The 15,280-nt window shown below is 63.6% G+C and carries 16 protein-coding genes; 6 read left to right on the forward strand and 10 right to left on the reverse strand.

Annotated elements, in window-relative coordinates; all coding sequences use genetic code 11:
- Positions 1-81: 81 nt before the first annotated feature.
- From SSKA14_RS16440 to SSKA14_RS16485, 10 genes are all read right to left on the reverse strand, one after another.
- Positions 82-612 carry an N-acetyltransferase gene (locus tag SSKA14_RS16440; RefSeq protein WP_003107230.1) on the reverse strand — a complete coding sequence of 177 codons (531 nt, stop codon included), beginning with the start codon at positions 610-612 and terminating at the stop codon, positions 82-84.
- A 5-nt stretch (positions 613-617) separates the two neighbouring features.
- Positions 618-1,847 carry a chromate efflux transporter gene (gene chrA, locus SSKA14_RS16445; RefSeq protein ID WP_003107233.1) on the reverse strand — a complete coding sequence of 410 codons (1,230 nt, stop codon included), beginning with the start codon at positions 1,845-1,847 and terminating at the stop codon, positions 618-620.
- A complete protein-coding gene (locus tag SSKA14_RS16450; RefSeq protein ID WP_003107234.1) occupies positions 1,844-2,146 on the reverse strand; it encodes a PadR family transcriptional regulator in 303 nt (100 codons plus the stop codon). The genes chrA and SSKA14_RS16450 overlap by 4 nt, the downstream gene beginning before the upstream one ends.
- Positions 2,147-2,244: 98 nt before the next feature.
- Positions 2,245-2,667: an arsenate reductase (glutaredoxin) gene (arsC, locus tag SSKA14_RS16455; protein ID WP_003107236.1), complete on the reverse strand. Its 423-nt coding sequence runs from the start codon at positions 2,665-2,667 to the stop codon at positions 2,245-2,247.
- 14 nt (positions 2,668-2,681) lie between these two features.
- Positions 2,682-3,767 carry an ACR3 family arsenite efflux transporter gene (gene arsB / locus SSKA14_RS16460; protein ID WP_003109696.1) on the reverse strand — a complete coding sequence of 362 codons (1,086 nt, stop codon included), beginning with the start codon at positions 3,765-3,767 and terminating at the stop codon, positions 2,682-2,684.
- A gap of 10 nt (positions 3,768-3,777) precedes the next feature.
- The gene (locus SSKA14_RS16465; protein ID WP_003109695.1) at positions 3,778-4,275 is read right to left on the reverse strand and encodes an arsenate reductase ArsC; all 498 of its coding nucleotides are present in this window, start codon (positions 4,273-4,275) and stop codon (positions 3,778-3,780) included.
- A 12-nt stretch (positions 4,276-4,287) separates the two neighbouring features.
- Positions 4,288-4,758: an ArsI/CadI family heavy metal resistance metalloenzyme gene (locus tag SSKA14_RS16470; protein ID WP_003107243.1), complete on the reverse strand. Its 471-nt coding sequence runs from the start codon at positions 4,756-4,758 to the stop codon at positions 4,288-4,290.
- A gap of 13 nt (positions 4,759-4,771) precedes the next feature.
- A complete protein-coding gene (locus SSKA14_RS16475; protein WP_003116799.1) occupies positions 4,772-5,101 on the reverse strand; it encodes a helix-turn-helix domain-containing protein in 330 nt (109 codons plus the stop codon).
- Positions 5,102-6,048: 947 nt separating this feature from the next.
- The gene (locus tag SSKA14_RS16480; RefSeq protein WP_003097498.1) at positions 6,049-7,485 is read right to left on the reverse strand and encodes a Cu(+)/Ag(+) sensor histidine kinase; all 1,437 of its coding nucleotides are present in this window, start codon (positions 7,483-7,485) and stop codon (positions 6,049-6,051) included.
- Positions 7,457-8,149 (reverse strand): heavy metal response regulator transcription factor, encoded by a 693-nt coding sequence (locus tag SSKA14_RS16485; protein WP_003097513.1) that lies wholly within the window; start codon positions 8,147-8,149, stop codon positions 7,457-7,459. The genes SSKA14_RS16480 and SSKA14_RS16485 overlap by 29 nt, the downstream gene beginning before the upstream one ends.
- Positions 8,150-8,403: 254 nt before the next feature.
- On the opposite strand from SSKA14_RS16485, the gene SSKA14_RS16490 reads away from it, so the two are divergent.
- The 6 genes from SSKA14_RS16490 (at position 8,404) to copC (ending at position 15,279) form a co-directional block, all read left to right on the forward strand.
- Entirely contained in the window at positions 8,404-10,323 is a 1,920-nt protein-coding gene (locus tag SSKA14_RS16490; protein WP_023657320.1) for a copper resistance system multicopper oxidase, read from the forward strand.
- A 25-nt stretch (positions 10,324-10,348) separates the two neighbouring features.
- Entirely contained in the window at positions 10,349-11,329 is a 981-nt protein-coding gene (locus SSKA14_RS16495; protein ID WP_023086160.1) for a copper resistance protein B, read from the forward strand.
- A gap of 37 nt (positions 11,330-11,366) precedes the next feature.
- Positions 11,367-11,852, forward strand: coding sequence for a DUF411 domain-containing protein (locus tag SSKA14_RS16500; RefSeq protein WP_006226241.1), 486 nt, complete (start codon positions 11,367-11,369; stop codon positions 11,850-11,852).
- A 33-nt stretch (positions 11,853-11,885) separates the two neighbouring features.
- The gene (locus tag SSKA14_RS16505; RefSeq protein WP_008063316.1) at positions 11,886-12,158 is read left to right on the forward strand and encodes a DUF2933 domain-containing protein; all 273 of its coding nucleotides are present in this window, start codon (positions 11,886-11,888) and stop codon (positions 12,156-12,158) included.
- A 286-nt stretch (positions 12,159-12,444) separates the two neighbouring features.
- Complete coding sequence (locus SSKA14_RS16515) at positions 12,445-14,751, forward strand: heavy metal translocating P-type ATPase (RefSeq protein ID WP_230548529.1); 2,307 nt, start codon at positions 12,445-12,447, stop codon at positions 14,749-14,751.
- A 141-nt stretch (positions 14,752-14,892) separates the two neighbouring features.
- Positions 14,893-15,279, forward strand: coding sequence for a copper homeostasis periplasmic binding protein CopC (gene copC / locus SSKA14_RS16520; RefSeq protein ID WP_003090319.1), 387 nt, complete (start codon positions 14,893-14,895; stop codon positions 15,277-15,279).
- Position 15,280: the final 1 nt, after the last annotated feature.

Consider the following 15,280-nt stretch of genomic DNA (forward strand, 5'->3'; position numbering starts at 1 on the left):
GCGAAATCCGGGTGCGACAGTGGCCGCGCCCGGTGTTCAAGGCCAATAGCCGAATTAAAACGCCGCCGCCTTCGCGCTGGCTCAGGCGGCGGCGTTGAAGGCATCGCTGTAGTGCGCGATGCCTTCCGGCACTGTCCCATGCAGGGCCAGCGCCATGAAATAGCCGGGCGGCACGCCCGGCAGTTGCAAGCCCGCATGGGCCTGGAAGCCAAAGCGCGTGTAGTACGTTGGATCTCCCAGCAGCACGCAGCCTGCGGCCTGCATAGCCCGCAGTTCAGACAGCGCCTGTTCCATCAGGCGCGAACCGATGCCTCGCCCCTGCCTTGGCGGCAGGACGGAGATCGGCCCCAACCCATACCAGCCCTCGGTCTTTCGCCTGTGCTCATGGGTGATCGTTACTGGCGACAGCGCGACGTGACCGACGACGCGCCCATGTTCTTCGGCCACGATGGAAAGCGTCAGTTCGTTGGCGGCACGCAAGGCGCGCACGATGAATTGCTCGGTGTGGCTGGTGTGTGGTGCATCAGCGAAGGCGGCGGTCGTGACCGCTTCGATGGCGGCAATGTCGTCGGCGGTTTCGTGTCGGAGCTGGATGGTCAGGGTGTGCCACATGAGATTCAGACGCCCATCGCCATGACCCAGCCCACCAGCCCGGCTAACAGCACCACGAGCGCCGGCGGCACGCGCCCCACCGTCAGCAGTCCGAACGAGAGCAGCGCCAGCCCAAAATCCGCCTTGCTGTGGATGGCACTCGTCCATACCGGGTCATAGAGGGCGGACACCAGAATACCGACCACGCCGGCGTTGATGCCGGCCATGGCCGTCTGGATGCCCGCGCGGTGGCGCAGCCCTTCCCAGAACGGCAGTGCACCGACCAGCATGAAAAAAGCGGGGAGGAAGATCGTGCCCAGGAGTGCCAGCCCGCCGATCCAGCCATGCAGCGGTCCGTGGGCGACCGCGCCGAGGTAGGCCGAGAAAGTGAACAGCGGCCCCGGCACGGCCTGCGCCGCACCGTAGCCGGCCAGGAAGTCGGCATTGCTCACGACGCCGCTGGGCACCACCGAGGCCTGCAGCAGCGGCAGCACAACGTGTCCACCGCCGAAGACCAGTGCACCGGAGCGGTACACCCCTTCCAGCAGGGCTATCGTGGACGAGTCCGTGGCTGCCGCCCACAGGGGCAGCCCGACGAGCGGTGCGGCAAACAGCAGCAGCGCCACGATGCCCAGCTTGCGCGAGACGGGGTAGCTGTGGGCGTGGCCGCCGCCGGGTTGCGCGATCTTCAATGTCCACCAGCCCAGCAGCCCTGCCACCGCGATGGCGGCAAGCTGTCCCGCGGCCGAGGGCAGGACCATGGTCAGCAGCGCCGCCAGAATGGCCAGCGCGGCGCGCGGCCGGTCCGGGCACAACGACTTGGCCATCCCCCAGACCGCTTGCGCCACGATGGCCACGGCGACGACCTTGAGCCCGTGCACCCAGCCGGACTGGGCCAGCCCCTGGTACTCGGCGATGCCAAAGGCGAACAGAATCAGCGCAATCGCCGATGGCAAGGTGAATCCGGCCCAGGCCGCCAGCAGCCCCAGCCAGCCCGCGCGGCCCAACCCCAGCGCCATACCGACCTGGCTGCTGGCCGGCCCCGGCAGGAACTGGCACAGGGCGACCAGATCGGAGTAGCTGCGGTCATCCAGCCAGCGGCGACGCTCGACGAACTCCGAGCGGAAATAGCCCAGATGCGCGATCGGCCCGCCGAAGGAGGTCAGCCCCAGCTTGAGGAAGGCGCCGAAGACTTCGACGGGTGAGCCGCGCGCGGCAGCGGCCTCATGCTGCAAGGTGTTGGTGGAATCTGTCATTTGTGCATCGCCTCCCCGGTGAACTCCCGGATGCGGTCCTTGGCCAGCGCCAAGCCTTCCTTGCCCTTGGGCGTGATCGTGTAGAGCTTGCGCACGGTGCGCCCTTCACGCTCCTGGCGGGAGACGAGGTAGCCGTCGCGCTCCATCTTGTGCAGCATCGGGTACAGCGTTCCGGGGGAGAGGCGGTAGCCGTGGTGGGCCAGCTCGTCGATCATCCATTGCCCGTAGATCTCCTGCTCGGCTGCGTGGTGCAGCACATGCAGGCGGATCAGCCCCGACAGCAGGTCGTGGTGCTCCATGGCACGTGGAGTAGGTTTCTCTTTCATATCGAATATCGATAACGAAATTCGATAATACCAGCCTCACTTCAGATTGCCTGCCGCTTGTGCGGGAGGTCTCAGACCCTGCGACCCTCCGCATCCACCACGGCTTCGCCGTCTTCCTTGCGGAACGCGCCGCGCTGCGGCTGCGGCAGGATGTCCAGCACGGCCTCTGAGGGCCGGCACAGGCGCGTGCCCAGCGGGGTCACCACGATGGGCCGGTTGATGAGGATGGGGTGCTGGAGCATGAAGCCAATCAACTGCTCGTCACCCCACTTCGGGTCATCGAGGCCCAATTCCGCATAGGGCGTACCCTTCTCACGCAGCACGGCGCGCATTGGCGCGCCCATGTCCGTGATCAGGCGTTGCAGCGTTTCGCGGTCAGGCGGTGTCTTCAGGTATTCGATAACGTTCGGCTCTTCGCCGCTGTTGCGGATCAGAGCCAGCACGTTGCGCGACGTGCCGCAGGTGGGGTTGTGGTAAATGGTGATGTTGCTCATGAGTCGTGTCTTGGTTATCCGCGGGCAGGGTTCGGGCCGCACTCATACCAGCCCTTGCTTTGGTTGACGATCCGAACGACCAGTAGCATGACTGGCACCTCGATCAGCACGCCGACCACGGTGGCCAGCGCGGCGCCGGACTGGAAGCCGAACAGGCTGATGGCGGCGGCTACGGCAAGCTCGAAGAAGTTGCTGGCGCCGATCAGCGCCGAAGGACAAGCGATGCTGTGCTGCTCGCCCGCCTTGCGGTTGAGCCAGTAGGCCAGGCCGGAGTTGAAGAACACCTGGATCAGGATCGGAACGGCCAGCATGGCGATGACCAGTGGCTGGCGGATGATGGCCTCGCCCTGGAAGGCGAACAGCAGCACCAGCGTGAGCAGCAGCGCCGCGATGGACAGCGGCCCGATGCGCTCCAGCGCCCGGTCGAAGGCGGCTTGGCCCTTGCTCAGCAGGGCGCGGCGCCAGAACTGGGCCAGGATGACGGGAATCACGATGTACAGGCCGACCGATACCAGCAGCGTGGCCCACGGCACCGTGATGGACGATAGGCCCAGCAGCAGGCCGACGATGGGCGCGAAGGCGAACACCATGATGGTGTCGTTCAGCGCGACCTGCGACAGCGTGAACACAGGATCGCCCCCGGTCAGCCGGCTCCAGACGAACACCATGGCTGTGCAAGGTGCGGCGGCCAGCAAGATCAGGCCCGCGACATAGCTGTCGAGCTGGTCGGCGGGGAGCCACTGCGCGAAGACCTGGCGGATGAAGATCCACGCCAGCAACGCCATCGAGAATGGTTTGACGGCCCAGTTGATGAACAGCGTCACGCCGATGCCGCGCCAGTGCTGCTTGACCTGGCCGAGAGCGCCGAAGTCCACCTTGAGCAGCATGGGAATGATCATCACCCAGATCAGCAGGCCCACGGGCAGGTTGACCTGAGCCACTTCCGTGCGGCCGATGGCCTGGAACACGCCCGGCGCGAACTGGCCGAGCGCGATACCGGCGACGATGCACAGCAGCACCCACACGCTCAGGTAGCGCTCGAAGACGCTCATGGTGGGGGCGGCCGGCACGCGGCCGGCCGTTTGGGTTCCAACACTCATCGCGCCAACCTCACTTCGTACCAATGCTGCGCAGCTCGTGCTGCAGCGACATGGCATCCAGGCGCTGAATCGGCAGCGACAGGAACAATTCGATGCGTCGGCGCAGCGTCAGCGCCGCATCCGTGAACGCCTTGCGCTTCTGCTCGTCGGTGCCTTCAACGGCTGCAGGATCAGGCACACCCCAATGCGCCGATATCGGGCGCCCCGGCCACACGGGGCAGACCTCGCCGGCGGCGTTGTCGCAGACCGTGAAGATGAAATCCAGCTCCGGCGCACCGGGCGCCGCGAACTCGTCCCAGTTCTTGCTGCGGTAGCCGGCGGTCGGCATGTGCAGCCGCTCCAGCGTGGCGAGCGCCAGTGGGTGGACTTCGCCCTTGGGGTGGCTGCCCGCCGAGTAGGCGCGAAAGCGCCCCTGGCCCAATTCATTGAGGATGCCTTCGGCCAGGATGGAGCGGGCCGAGTTACCCGTGCAGATGAACAGGGCGTTGTAGGTCTTGTCGGTGGTCATGGGTATCTCACATCAGCAGCAGGAGGAAGCCGGCTTCACCGCAACGCCCACCGGCTTGCCGCGCACCGGGGTACAGCACGCTGCGGCGGAAGTCGCTGCAGGCGCCGCTTCGTTAAAGACCGGAATGTTGCCCAGCGTGTGGAAGTGCTCCCAGGCCACGCCCTGCGGATCGGTGATCCAGTGCTTCTCGCTGCGCGCGTAGCAGCAGGTCGTGGTGCCCTCGTCCAGCAGCGTCATGTCGGCCGCCTCGGCGCGGGCCTTCAGCACCGCCAATTCCTCGGCATCGTCGGTCTGGATACCCAGGTGGTCGATGCCCGGCTTGTTGCCACGTGTGGAGATGGCGAAGTTGACCGGCGGGTCTTCGAGCATCCATTTGGCGTAGTCGCCTTCGACGCGCGCGGGCTGCGCGGCGAACAGTTGGGAATAGAAGCCGATGCTGCGGTTCAGGTCATCGACGTGCAGGTGGACGTGAAAGCGCTTCATGGGGGTGATCCTTTCAGCAGGAAGTACAGGCAGAGGAGGATTCGGTGACCTCGCACGCGCCGCCCTGGCAGCAGTGCTCGGTCAGATAGCCGAGCAGCCCATTCATCTGGGTGAAGTCGGCGCGGTAGATCAGGTTGCGGCCCTGCTGCTCGATGGTGACCAGGCCGGCATGGGCCAGTTCTTTCAGGTGGAAGGACAGGGAGTTGCGGGCCACGTCGAGCTGGTCGGCGAGGACGCTGGGTGTCAGCCCTTCGGGGCCGGCGACCACCAGGGCGCGGAACACGCGCAGCCGCTGGGTATGGGCCAGGGCGCCGAGGGCGGAAATGGCTTGGGTCTCGTTCATGATTCGATAATACAACATTTATTGAATCATTGGCAAAACGCTTCAATTGAATGGAGCCTGCGCGCTTGCGAGGCTTGACTTTCAAGACAGTTGCTCACGCCTTCGCGCCTGCGGCGCTGCGCGCTTCGCTTGCCTCCAGGGGAAAGCCCTGCGGGCTATCCCCGCCGCGCGATGCTTGGCGCCCCTCGATGCCGCCGAACCGGCTGCGCCGGATCGGCCCGGCCAGCGCCCCGCCGCGATGGACGGGACGCTGGCGAACACGCTGGCGCTTGCTGCGGCAGGTTGTGCAGGTGCGTGCCGTCCTCAACGCGGTTCAGGGACAACCCGCCCGGCATCGCTATGGAGCTTCCACGCCACGCCTCAAGACCGGCGCTGCAAGGCATGGCGGGGCGTTCTCGCCTGTCGTTGTGGGGTTGACCTGGCCCGCGTCAGCGGGCGAGTCGGAGAAGCCTTCGGGCGGGGTGCAGTGGTCAAGTTTTAGTGGACACCTGCATAGGTAGTTTTGGCGGTTGGCTGCGTTCATATGCAGCCGGCGCCTGATAGCAGTACCTTGATCTTGATCAATAAGACTCTCTGTACCCAGCTACGGGTACATATACCCGCGCAACGAACCAGCAGACCAACTTCCAACTCACCTCAGGGGCTCAGCGCACACAGCCAGGTCTGCGCGCGATCGAGGCGCCGAGCAGGCAGACGTTCGGCACTGACCGCTGAGGCTATCGACGATCGGTGACCGGATCACGACCGAGCAAAGGCCCCCGCGCGCGGTGTGGACGTAGCGATGGGATACACAAGCGCATGATGTCGGCGCCTGCCGCTAGGACTGGGCACGTGGCAGTCACGGAGAAAAAATGTCCCGCTCGCGTAGCAACGTGGCCGGCCGGGTAGATCCCAGAATCAGGCAAAGAGATACGCCAGTTGGCTGGACGGACCGCAGCGCCCTCGGACTACTGCCGCAGATGGGGCAATACCAAGTCAAACCTGGTGACAAGCTCACTGGAGGTCACGGCAACGGAGCCACCATGTGCCTCCGCAATCGATTTCACGATGGCAAGGCCAAGACCGGCGCCCGCCGTATTTCGTTGCCGTGCCGGATCAACTCGGTAGAAGCGGTTGAAGAGCTTTGGTAGATCGCGCTCAGGAATTCTCTCACCGGGATTGACCACACTGATCGTTGTCCACTGCTCGTCCTGCGAAAGCAAGACCGTGATGCTCTTGCCGCGAGGCGTGTGTCGAATTGCATTCGAGAGAAGATTGTTCAGCGCCCGGGTGAGCATTTCCCGATCCGCCGCTATGCTGCCGATCGCCCCTTTAACACCAAGCGTAATGCCGCTATCTTCTGCCAGCGCCTCGAAATAGTCGAACAGACTCCGCACCAATTCGGACAGATCAATGGTAGACAGACGCAAGTTGCGGGGATCATTTTCCGTTTGGGCAAGAAACAGCATGTCACCAATCATGCGTCCCATCCGATCAAACTCTTCCAAATTTGAATAGAGGATTTCTCTGTATTCCTCGTTGCTGCGCGGCTGGCCAAGCGCCACGTGAGTCTGCGTGACCAGGTTGGTGACGGGCGTGCGCAACTCGTGCGCGATGTCTGCGGAAAAGTGTGATAGCCGGGTGAAGCCTTCCTCGATTCTCGCCAACATATCGTTGAAGGCGAATACCAGTTCCGCCAGTTCGATCGGCACATCCCGAGGATCCAGCCTCACATCCAGCTTTGAAGAGCGAATCGCCCGAATCTCTTCATTGACCTTGCGAATCGGCAGGTGGCCCCACTGCACCGCCAGCCAAGCCACACCGAGCGCCAGGCACATGACCAAGCCGGTTGCCCACCAGAGCATGCGCTTGAACTCCGCCAGGAAGTCGAGATGAAAGCCGATGTCCATGGCAGCGACGATGCGGTAGCCGGGCGCCGCTGAATCGTCAGCAGGCAGTTGCAGCACCACACCTCGATATGACCTCTGATCCTCCTGCCACACGATCAAATCGTCAGCGGTGATGCGGTTGACCAACTTTTTGCTACTGGCAAGTTTAGACAGGTCAGGACCGGGCGTGGCATAGATGCTATTGCCAGCCCCATCGTAGACGCCGTACGTCATCCCATGATGTCCTGCGACTGCGTTGGCCAAGTGTTGCTTCAGTTCGTCGCTTGCGATGTCACTTGCAAGCTGGTGCAAGGGCTGAGCCAAAGCGGTTGTCACTGCCTCCAGTTCGTGGGCATCCTGTTGAGCAAAGTGGTGCTCCAACGACCGGAGAATGACCCAATTGAACACAAGAAACACCAAGGTCGTGGCGATACCAACGAGGGCCGTGACCCTCAATGCAAGCGACGCTGGACGGCTTTGCCGCGGCTTATGGCGCAGGGGCATCATCGGGCGCATCGAGCGTGTATCCCATTCCACGCACGGTGTGGATGAGCTTCGGATTGAACGCATCGTCTATCTTCGCGCGTAGACGGCGGATGGCTACATCGATGACGTTGCTGTCGCTGTCGAAATTCATGTCCCATACCTGCGACGCGATCAGAGACCGTGGAAGGACCTCCCCCTGGCGACGGGCCAGGAGCTCAAGCAACGCGAACTCCTTGCTGGTGAGATTGATGCGTTGGCCAGCGCGCGTTGCGCGCCGGCGCGCCAAGTCCAGCACCAAATCGGCAACCTGGATGCGATCAGGCTGGCTCGGAGCGCTTCCGCGTCGCAGCAGCGTCCGCACCCGCGCCAGCAACTCAGAGAACGCGAATGGCTTGACGAGGTAGTCGTCCGCTCCCAGTTCCAATCCCTTGACACGGTCGTCTACACCGCCACGCGCCGTCAGAAAGAGCACAGGGACCTGTTTACCGGCATCTCGAAGGGCACGCACGATGCGCCAGCCATCGACATCCGGCAGCATGACATCCAAGACCACCAGATCGTATGTCTCGCCCATGGCCAGGTGGTGTCCGTCCAATCCGTTGCGCGCCAGATCCACGACGAATCCCGCCTCCATGAGACCTTGGCGGACGTAATCCGCCGTCTTGTTCTCGTCTTCAACGACCAGCAGTTTCATCGCATGTCCCATGAAATCGCTACGGCGCGGAAAAATAGCCGCTCACGATGTACGCATTCATCCACTTTCAATCAGCAATTTACTGGTTGCCAGCTTCCACGAACATGACACGAACATTACATGAATGTAATTCAGGGGTCATTCGATGGAAAGTGCCCAACCCATAGCATGACCTGCATTGCGTCGAACTGTGCCGCTCAGGATGGGGTGGCGTTTAGAACGACTTCCGAGTCATCTATGGAGGATTTCAGGCCATGCCGCCTCGTTCACCCTTTTTTATCGTGCCCACACAGGGCCTTTCTCGTCGGCGTTTCGTCCAAGGGTTAGCCGCCGGCGGCGTTCTCGCTGGGCTGTCCACGCCGGCGTTCAAGGCATTTGCCCAGCAAGGCTCCGCGACGCGCGGTGCCGCCCCTGTGCTGAAGGGCACCGAGTTCGACTTGGTGATCGCCGAATCGCCCGTGAACTTCACGGGCAAGCCAGGCGTGGCTACGACCATCAACGGCTCGCTGCCGGCACCGACATTGCGTTGGCGCGAGGGTGACACCGTCACAATCCGTGTAACCAACAAGCTGCGTGAAGCCACATCCATTCACTGGCACGGGATCATCCTGCCGTATCAGATGGATGGCGTGCCGGGCATCAGCTTCAATGGCATCGCTCCCGGCGAGACCTTCACGTACCGCTTCAAGGTTCAGCAGAGCGGCTCCTACTGGTACCACTCGCACTCCGGCTTCCAGGAACTCACGGGCATGTACGGGGCGATCATCATCGACCCCGCTGGCGCCGAGACCATCCACGCCGACCGTGACCACGTGCTGCTGTTCTCGGATTGGACCGACGAAGACCCGATGCGGGTGTTCACCAAGCTCAAGTCCCAAAGCGACTATTACAACTACAACCAACCTACCGTCTTCGACTTCTTCCGGGACGCCTCGCGCGAAGGCACGGCCGCTGCGATCGACAAGCGCAAGATGTGGAACGAGATGCGGATGAATCCGACGGATCTCGCAGATCTGTCTGCCGCCACGCTGACCTATCTGGCCAACGGCGTCACCCCCGCCGGCAATTGGACGGCGCTGTTCCGACCGGGTGAGCGCGTGCGGCTGCGCATGGTCAACGGTGCGGGCAACACCTTCTACGACGTACGCATTCCAGGACTGAAACTCACGGTGGTGCACGTCGATGGTGTTGACGTGGAGCCGGTGACCGTCGATGAGTTCCGATTCGGTCCTGGCGAAACCGTCGATGTGATCGTCCAGCCACGGGATGACGCTTACACGATCTTCGCCCAGGCGATGGACCGGACAGGCTACGCGCGTGCCACGCTGGCCGTGCGTGAAGGTCTTCAAGCTCCCGTGCCTGCCCTCGATCCGGTCGAATGGCTGACCATGAACGACATGATGGGCGGCATGATGGGGGGCATGGACCATGGCGGGTCCGGCCAGGCCATGGAGATGACCGGGATGACCGGGATGACCGGGATGACGGGCATGACGGGCATGACCGGGATGACCGGGATGGGCTCGGGTTCGATGTCCGGGATGGATCATGGGGCGATGGCAGGCATGAATCACGGCGCCATGAACCACGGTGGCATGGCGATGGATCACAGCCAACACGCCGCGGCGGCGGGGGGACTGGCCGTGCCCAGCACTACTGCTCGCCACGCTCGCACCGAGTATGGTTCCAGCACGGACATGCGCGTTGACATGGCGCGCACCAACCTCGATGACCCCGGCATCGGACTGCGCAACAACGGTCGGCGCGTGTTGACCCTCGCGGATCTGCATACCCCGTCGGGGCCGTTGGACAAGAGAGGCCCTGGTCGGGAGGTCGAACTGCACCTCACGGGCAACATGGAACGCTACGCATGGTCCCTGGACGGACTGGAGTTCGGAAAGTCCACGCCGGTGCACTTCAAACACGGTGAGCGGCTGCGGGTCATTCTGCACAACGACACCATGATGACCCATCCCATGCACTTGCACGGCATGTGGAGCGAGCTGGAAAGCCCCGACGGTCGCTTCCTGGCGCGCCGCCACACCCTGCCGGTGCAACCGGCACAACGCATCAGTTTCCTGGTGACAGCCGACGCGCTCGGCCGCTGGGCTTGGCACTGCCACCTGATGTTCCACATGGATGCCGGCATGTTCCGCGAAGTCGTGGTGTCTTGAACCCAGCGCACAAGGAAGACCAAGAATGTCCAAAGCACTCCCCACTCGCGCACTGGCCACGACGCTCCTGGCCCTGGTAAGCGTCGCCGCCCAGGCACAAGCACAGAACGACCATGCAGCGCACGGCCAGACCGACGCTCAAACGGCCGCGCCATCCACTCAGACCGTGCCTCCTGCCGCCGATCCGCACGCGGGTCACGCGGCGCCGGCGAGCGGCTCCACCGCAGCCCCGGCCATGGATCACGGCAACATGCAGATGCAGGGCGGGTCGGCGCCTCCTGACGCCCGCGATCCGCATGGCTACTCCAATGGCCTGACATTGGGATCGGGCGACTACGCCGTACCCGGTGTGCCGCGGCTGATGCTGGCCGACGAACACAGGTTCTTCTCGTTGCGCGGCGAAACCCTGGAACGCCGCTTCACGCGCAAAGGGGACGATTCCACGGCCTACGACCTCCAGGCTTGGTATGGGACGACCTACAACAAGGCCGTCGTGAAGGCCGAAGGCGATATCGCCAAAGGAAAGCTCGAAGAATCGCGTACCGAGCTTCTCTGGGGGCACGCCGTCGCACCGTACTGGGACACCCAGCTCGGCGTTCGGGTGGATAACGGAGAAGGCCCGAGCCGTCAATGGTTGGCTTTCGGCATCCAGGGCCTCGCCCCCTACTGGTTCGAGCTGGAGGCGACGGGCTACGTGGGAAGTGGCGGACGTACGGCGCTGCGTGTCGAAGGCAGCTACGAGCTGCTGCTAACCCAGCGACTGATTCTGGAGCCTCGTGCCGAATTGCAGTTCTATGGCAAGGACGACCCGGAACGCGGTATCGGCAAGGGCTTGGCCGAAGCGTCTGCTGGCTTGCGCCTGCGCTATGAATTCAGTCGCCAGTTCGCCCCCTACATCGGCGTGGAACGGGCGGGCAGCTTCGGACGCACAGCGGACTATGTGCGTGCCGAAGGTGGCCGCGCGCAGCAGACGCGCTGGGTGGCTGGCGTGCGATTCTGGTTCTAGAACCTTGTGGGTTTGATCATCTGATGAGAGGCAATCTATGAACATGCACTACGACAGAAGCCAGGGCAAAGTGCCGAGACGCCAAGCATTGATCGCTGGCTTGTTGGTGATGGCACTCGCAGGACCGAGCCTGGCGCAGAGCCGACCGATCGCCAAGGTGTGGAAGGACCCGAGCTGCGGTTGCTGCAAGGACTGGGTCTCACACCTGCAAGGCGCAGGCTTCGATGTGCAGGTTCTTGACACCGGGAACACGGCAGCGCGCACGCGGCTGGGCATCCCGCAGAAGTACGGTTCGTGCCACACGGCGCAGATCGGCGGCTATGCCATCGAGGGTCATGTGCCTGCCTCGGACATTCAACGCTTGCTGCGCGAAGCCCCGCAGGCCATCGGCCTCGCGGCGCCGGGCATGCCGGTCGGTTCGCCCGGCATGGATGGTCCGGCCTATGGTGGACGCAAGGACGCCTACGACGTGCTGCTGATCGGGAAAAACGGTAGTAGCACGGTCTATCAGTCGCATCTCTGACCATCCATCAACTCTTTTCCGTGGAGATATGCCATGCAGCATCAGCACACACAGACCCCCAGCGATCGTCCCCGGTTCTGGCGATCGCGCTACGGCGTGGCGTTCCTCATCATCGCCGCTGTCGCCGCGTATTTCCTGCTCAAGGAGCACACGGCACATGTTGCCGGCTATCTCCCCTTCCTGCTGCTGGCGGCTTGTCCGCTGATGCACCTGTTCATGCACCGTGGTCACGGCCACGGCGGACACGATCATGCCGCGCGTCAGGGTGAGGAAGGTGCCGCACCCGCCAAGGAGCAGAAGCAATGAGTCGCGTGCTCGCACAGTGCGAGCACGCGACGCCGCGCTTGTCTCCTTGCGCGCCTGCGGCCTGCTGCGATCACCAGACACCAACGGTTAACGGCGGAGGGCACTTGTCACTATGAATTCACCCAGCAAGTCTTCAGGACATGAGCACGCAGGCATGGCGGCGGGTGCCACAACGTCCGGCCCGCATAAGCACCACCATCACGCCAGCCATGCCGGCAGTGACGACGCGGGCGGGTCCTCAAGCCACTCGCAGCCCGATGCCGCGACGCGCGATCCGGTGTGTGGCATGGCGGTCACGGCGGCGTCGGAGCACCGCTCCACGCACTTGGGGAACACGTACTTGTTTTGCAGCACCGGATGCAAGGCCAAATTCGACACCGATCCGGCGCGATATGCCAGCGGTGGCGCGGGCATAGGCACAGGCAGCGGCCATGCGCCGCATCACCATGCCAGCACCGCAGTTTCACCGGCCCCGGCGGCATCGCCAACCGCACCCGGAACGATCTACACCTGCCCGATGCACCCGGAGATCCGCCAGGATCATCCGGGAACCTGCCCCAAGTGCGGGATGACGCTGGAGCCCCTGCTGCCCGACCTCGACGACGACAACCCGGAGTTGCGTGACTTCTCGCGTCGCTTCTGGTGGACCTTGCCGTTGACGCTCGTGGTTCTGGCGCTGGCGATGCTGGGTGAGCGGCTGCACCTGATGGACATGGCCACGCAGAGCTGGGTCGAGTTGGTGCTGTCGTTGCCGATCGTGCTGTGGGCCGGCTGGCCCTTCTTCTCCCGCGGCTGGCTGTCCGTGGTCAACCGCAGCCCGAACATGTGGACGCTGATCGGCCTGGGAACAGGTGCGGCATTCATCTACAGCGTCGTGGCAACCGTTGCGCCAGAAGTGTTTCCGGCATCCTTCATGTCCATGGGACGGGTCGGCGTGTATTTCGAGGCCGCCGCCGTCATCATCTCGCTGACACTGCTCGGCCAGGTGCTGGAACTCAAGGCCCGCTCCCAGACTTCGGCAGCCATCAAGTCGCTGCTGGGGCTGGCACCCAAGACGGCGCGGCGCATCAATGCGGACGGCAGCGAGGAAGACGTGCCACTCAGCCATGTGCACGTCGGCGACCTGCTGCGCATCCGACCCGGCGAGAAGGTGCCGGTGGATGGCATCGTGCACGAGGGCAGCAGCTCGATTGACGAATCCATGCTGACCGGCGAACCGCTGCCCGTCAGCAAGCGCGTGGGCGACAAGGTCATCGGGGCCACACTCAACACCAGCGGCGCGCTGATCATGCGTTCGGAGCGGATCGGCTCGGACACCGTTCTATCGCAGATCGTCCAGATGGTCGCCCAGGCGCAGCGTTCCAAGGCACCGATGCAACGCATGGCCGATGTCGTTGCCGGCTACTTCGTGATGGCCGTCGTCGCCATTGCGGTAACGACGCTCCTTGTATGGGGATTCTTCGGGCCACAGCCCACCTGGGTCTATGGACTGATCAATGCGGTGGCCGTCCTGATCATCGCCTGCCCGTGCGCGCTGGGTCTGGCCACGCCGATGTCGATCATGGTCGCAACGGGCCGTGGCGCCACGCAGGGGGTGCTGTTCCGCGATGCCGCGGCGATCGAGAATCTTCGCAAGGTCGATACCCTCGTCATCGACAAGACAGGAACCCTGACCGAAGGCCGACCTGCTTTCGATCAGGTCGTCGCAGCGCCCGGCTTTACGAACGATGAGGTGCTGCGTCTTGCGGCCAGCCTGGACCAGGGCAGTGAACACCCCCTGGCCGACGCCATCGTGCAGGCCGCGCGTGCCCAGGGCCTCCAACTCGTGAAGCCTCAGACCTTTGAATCGGGAACGGGCATCGGCGTGCGCGGGAAAGTTGAGCACCGGAAACTGGCGTTGGGCAATACGGTGCTGATGGAGCAGTCTGGCGTGTCGGTTGAGCCGCTCGTACCCCAGGCAGAAGCCCTGCGCGGCGAAGGGGCCAGTGTCATGTATCTGGCTGTGGACGGGCAGCTCGCGGGCTTGCTCGCCGTATCCGATCCGGTCAAGGGCAGCACCCCCGAGGCCCTGGCCGCGCTGAAGGCTGCGGGCCTGCGGGTCATCATGGCCACCGGGGACGGGCAGACCACCGCCAAAGCCGTCGGTGCACGCCTGGGCATCGACGAGGTGCATGGTGAGGTCAAGCCGGCGGACAAGCTCATGTTGATCGAGCGGCTGCAGAATGAAGGTCGCATCGTCGCCATGGCCGGAGACGGTATCAACGACGCGCCGGCCTTGGCAAAGGCAAACGTGGGCATCGCCATGGGAACGGGAACCGACGTGGCGATGAACAGCGCGCAGGTCACGCTGGTCAAGGGCGACCTGCGTGGCATCGCTGTCGCTCGCACGCTCTCGGTGAGTACCGTGCGCAACATGAAGCAGAACCTCATGTTCGCCTTCCTCTACAACGCGCTGGGCATCCCCATCGCCGCCGGGGTTCTCTATCCCCTGACGGGCTGGCTGCTGTCGCCGCTGATCGCAGCATTGGCGATGAGCCTGAGTTCGGCGTCGGTCGTTGGCAACGCCTTGCGCCTCAGAGCGAGCCGACTGTGACCGGATTTTCTTTCTGAAACTACAGGAGCCTGCTATCGCCCAGCAAACCGTTTCTTTCGTTCCACGCCGTTGCAAAGGTGCAAGCCTTATCTCGGCATTTCGTTCTTAAACCACACCTCACACATCCAGGTAGAAACTTCTATGACCCGTTCACATTTCATCGCCAAGCTCGTCGCGCCGATCGCTGCTGGTCTGTTCGCCACCGCCGCATTCGCGCATCCTTCGCTGGTGTCTTCAACGCCGGCCGACAAGTCGCAGGTTTCTGCGCCAGCCACCATTGAGCTGAAGTTCTCCGAGACGCTGGTGCCGCAGTTCTCCGCCGCGAGCCTTGTCATGACTGGCATGCCGGGAATGGCGAGCCATGGCCCGATGAAGATCAACGCCAGCGTCGCGGCTGCCGGCGACGGCAAGACCATGGTCATCACGCCGGCACAGGCGCTCCAGCCCGGTGACTATCGCGTCGAATGGCGTGCCGTCTCCTCGGACACGCATCCGATCACGGGTAACGTCACCTTCAAGGTGAAGTAAG

The sequence above is a fragment of the Stenotrophomonas sp. SKA14 genome (assembly GCF_000158575.1).
Taxonomy (GTDB): domain Bacteria; phylum Pseudomonadota; class Gammaproteobacteria; order Xanthomonadales; family Xanthomonadaceae; genus Stenotrophomonas; species Stenotrophomonas forensis.

What these genes read in the sequence shown, in the direction of transcription:
- SSKA14_RS16440 (WP_003107230.1), bottom strand. Translation starts at nt 612, where the DNA reads ATGTGGCACACCCTGACCATCCAGCTCCGACACGAAACCGCCGACGAC.
- chrA (WP_003107233.1), bottom strand. Translation starts at nt 1,847, where the DNA reads ATGACAGATTCCACCAACACCTTGCAGCATGAGGCCGCTGCCGCGCGC.
- SSKA14_RS16450 (WP_003107234.1), bottom strand. Translation starts at nt 2,146, where the DNA reads ATGGAGCACCACGACCTGCTGTCGGGGCTGATCCGCCTGCATGTGCTG.
- arsC (WP_003107236.1), bottom strand. Translation starts at nt 2,667, where the DNA reads ATGAGCAACATCACCATTTACCACAACCCCACCTGCGGCACGTCGCGC.
- arsB (WP_003109696.1), bottom strand. Translation starts at nt 3,767, where the DNA reads ATGAGTGTTGGAACCCAAACGGCCGGCCGCGTGCCGGCCGCCCCCACC.
- SSKA14_RS16465 (WP_003109695.1), bottom strand. Translation starts at nt 4,275, where the DNA reads ATGACCACCGACAAGACCTACAACGCCCTGTTCATCTGCACGGGTAAC.
- SSKA14_RS16470 (WP_003107243.1), bottom strand. Translation starts at nt 4,758, where the DNA reads ATGAAGCGCTTTCACGTCCACCTGCACGTCGATGACCTGAACCGCAGC.
- SSKA14_RS16475 (WP_003116799.1), bottom strand. Translation starts at nt 5,101, where the DNA reads ATGAACGAGACCCAAGCCATTTCCGCCCTCGGCGCCCTGGCCCATACC.
- SSKA14_RS16480 (WP_003097498.1), bottom strand. Translation starts at nt 7,485, where the DNA reads ATGCGCCCGATGATGCCCCTGCGCCATAAGCCGCGGCAAAGCCGTCCA.
- SSKA14_RS16485 (WP_003097513.1), bottom strand. Translation starts at nt 8,149, where the DNA reads ATGAAACTGCTGGTCGTTGAAGACGAGAACAAGACGGCGGATTACGTC.
- SSKA14_RS16490 (WP_023657320.1), top strand. Translation starts at nt 8,404, where the DNA reads ATGCCGCCTCGTTCACCCTTTTTTATCGTGCCCACACAGGGCCTTTCT.
- SSKA14_RS16495 (WP_023086160.1), top strand. Translation starts at nt 10,349, where the DNA reads ATGTCCAAAGCACTCCCCACTCGCGCACTGGCCACGACGCTCCTGGCC.
- SSKA14_RS16500 (WP_006226241.1), top strand. Translation starts at nt 11,367, where the DNA reads ATGAACATGCACTACGACAGAAGCCAGGGCAAAGTGCCGAGACGCCAA.
- SSKA14_RS16505 (WP_008063316.1), top strand. Translation starts at nt 11,886, where the DNA reads ATGCAGCATCAGCACACACAGACCCCCAGCGATCGTCCCCGGTTCTGG.
- SSKA14_RS16515 (WP_230548529.1), top strand. Translation starts at nt 12,445, where the DNA reads ATGGCGGTCACGGCGGCGTCGGAGCACCGCTCCACGCACTTGGGGAAC.
- copC (WP_003090319.1), top strand. Translation starts at nt 14,893, where the DNA reads ATGACCCGTTCACATTTCATCGCCAAGCTCGTCGCGCCGATCGCTGCT.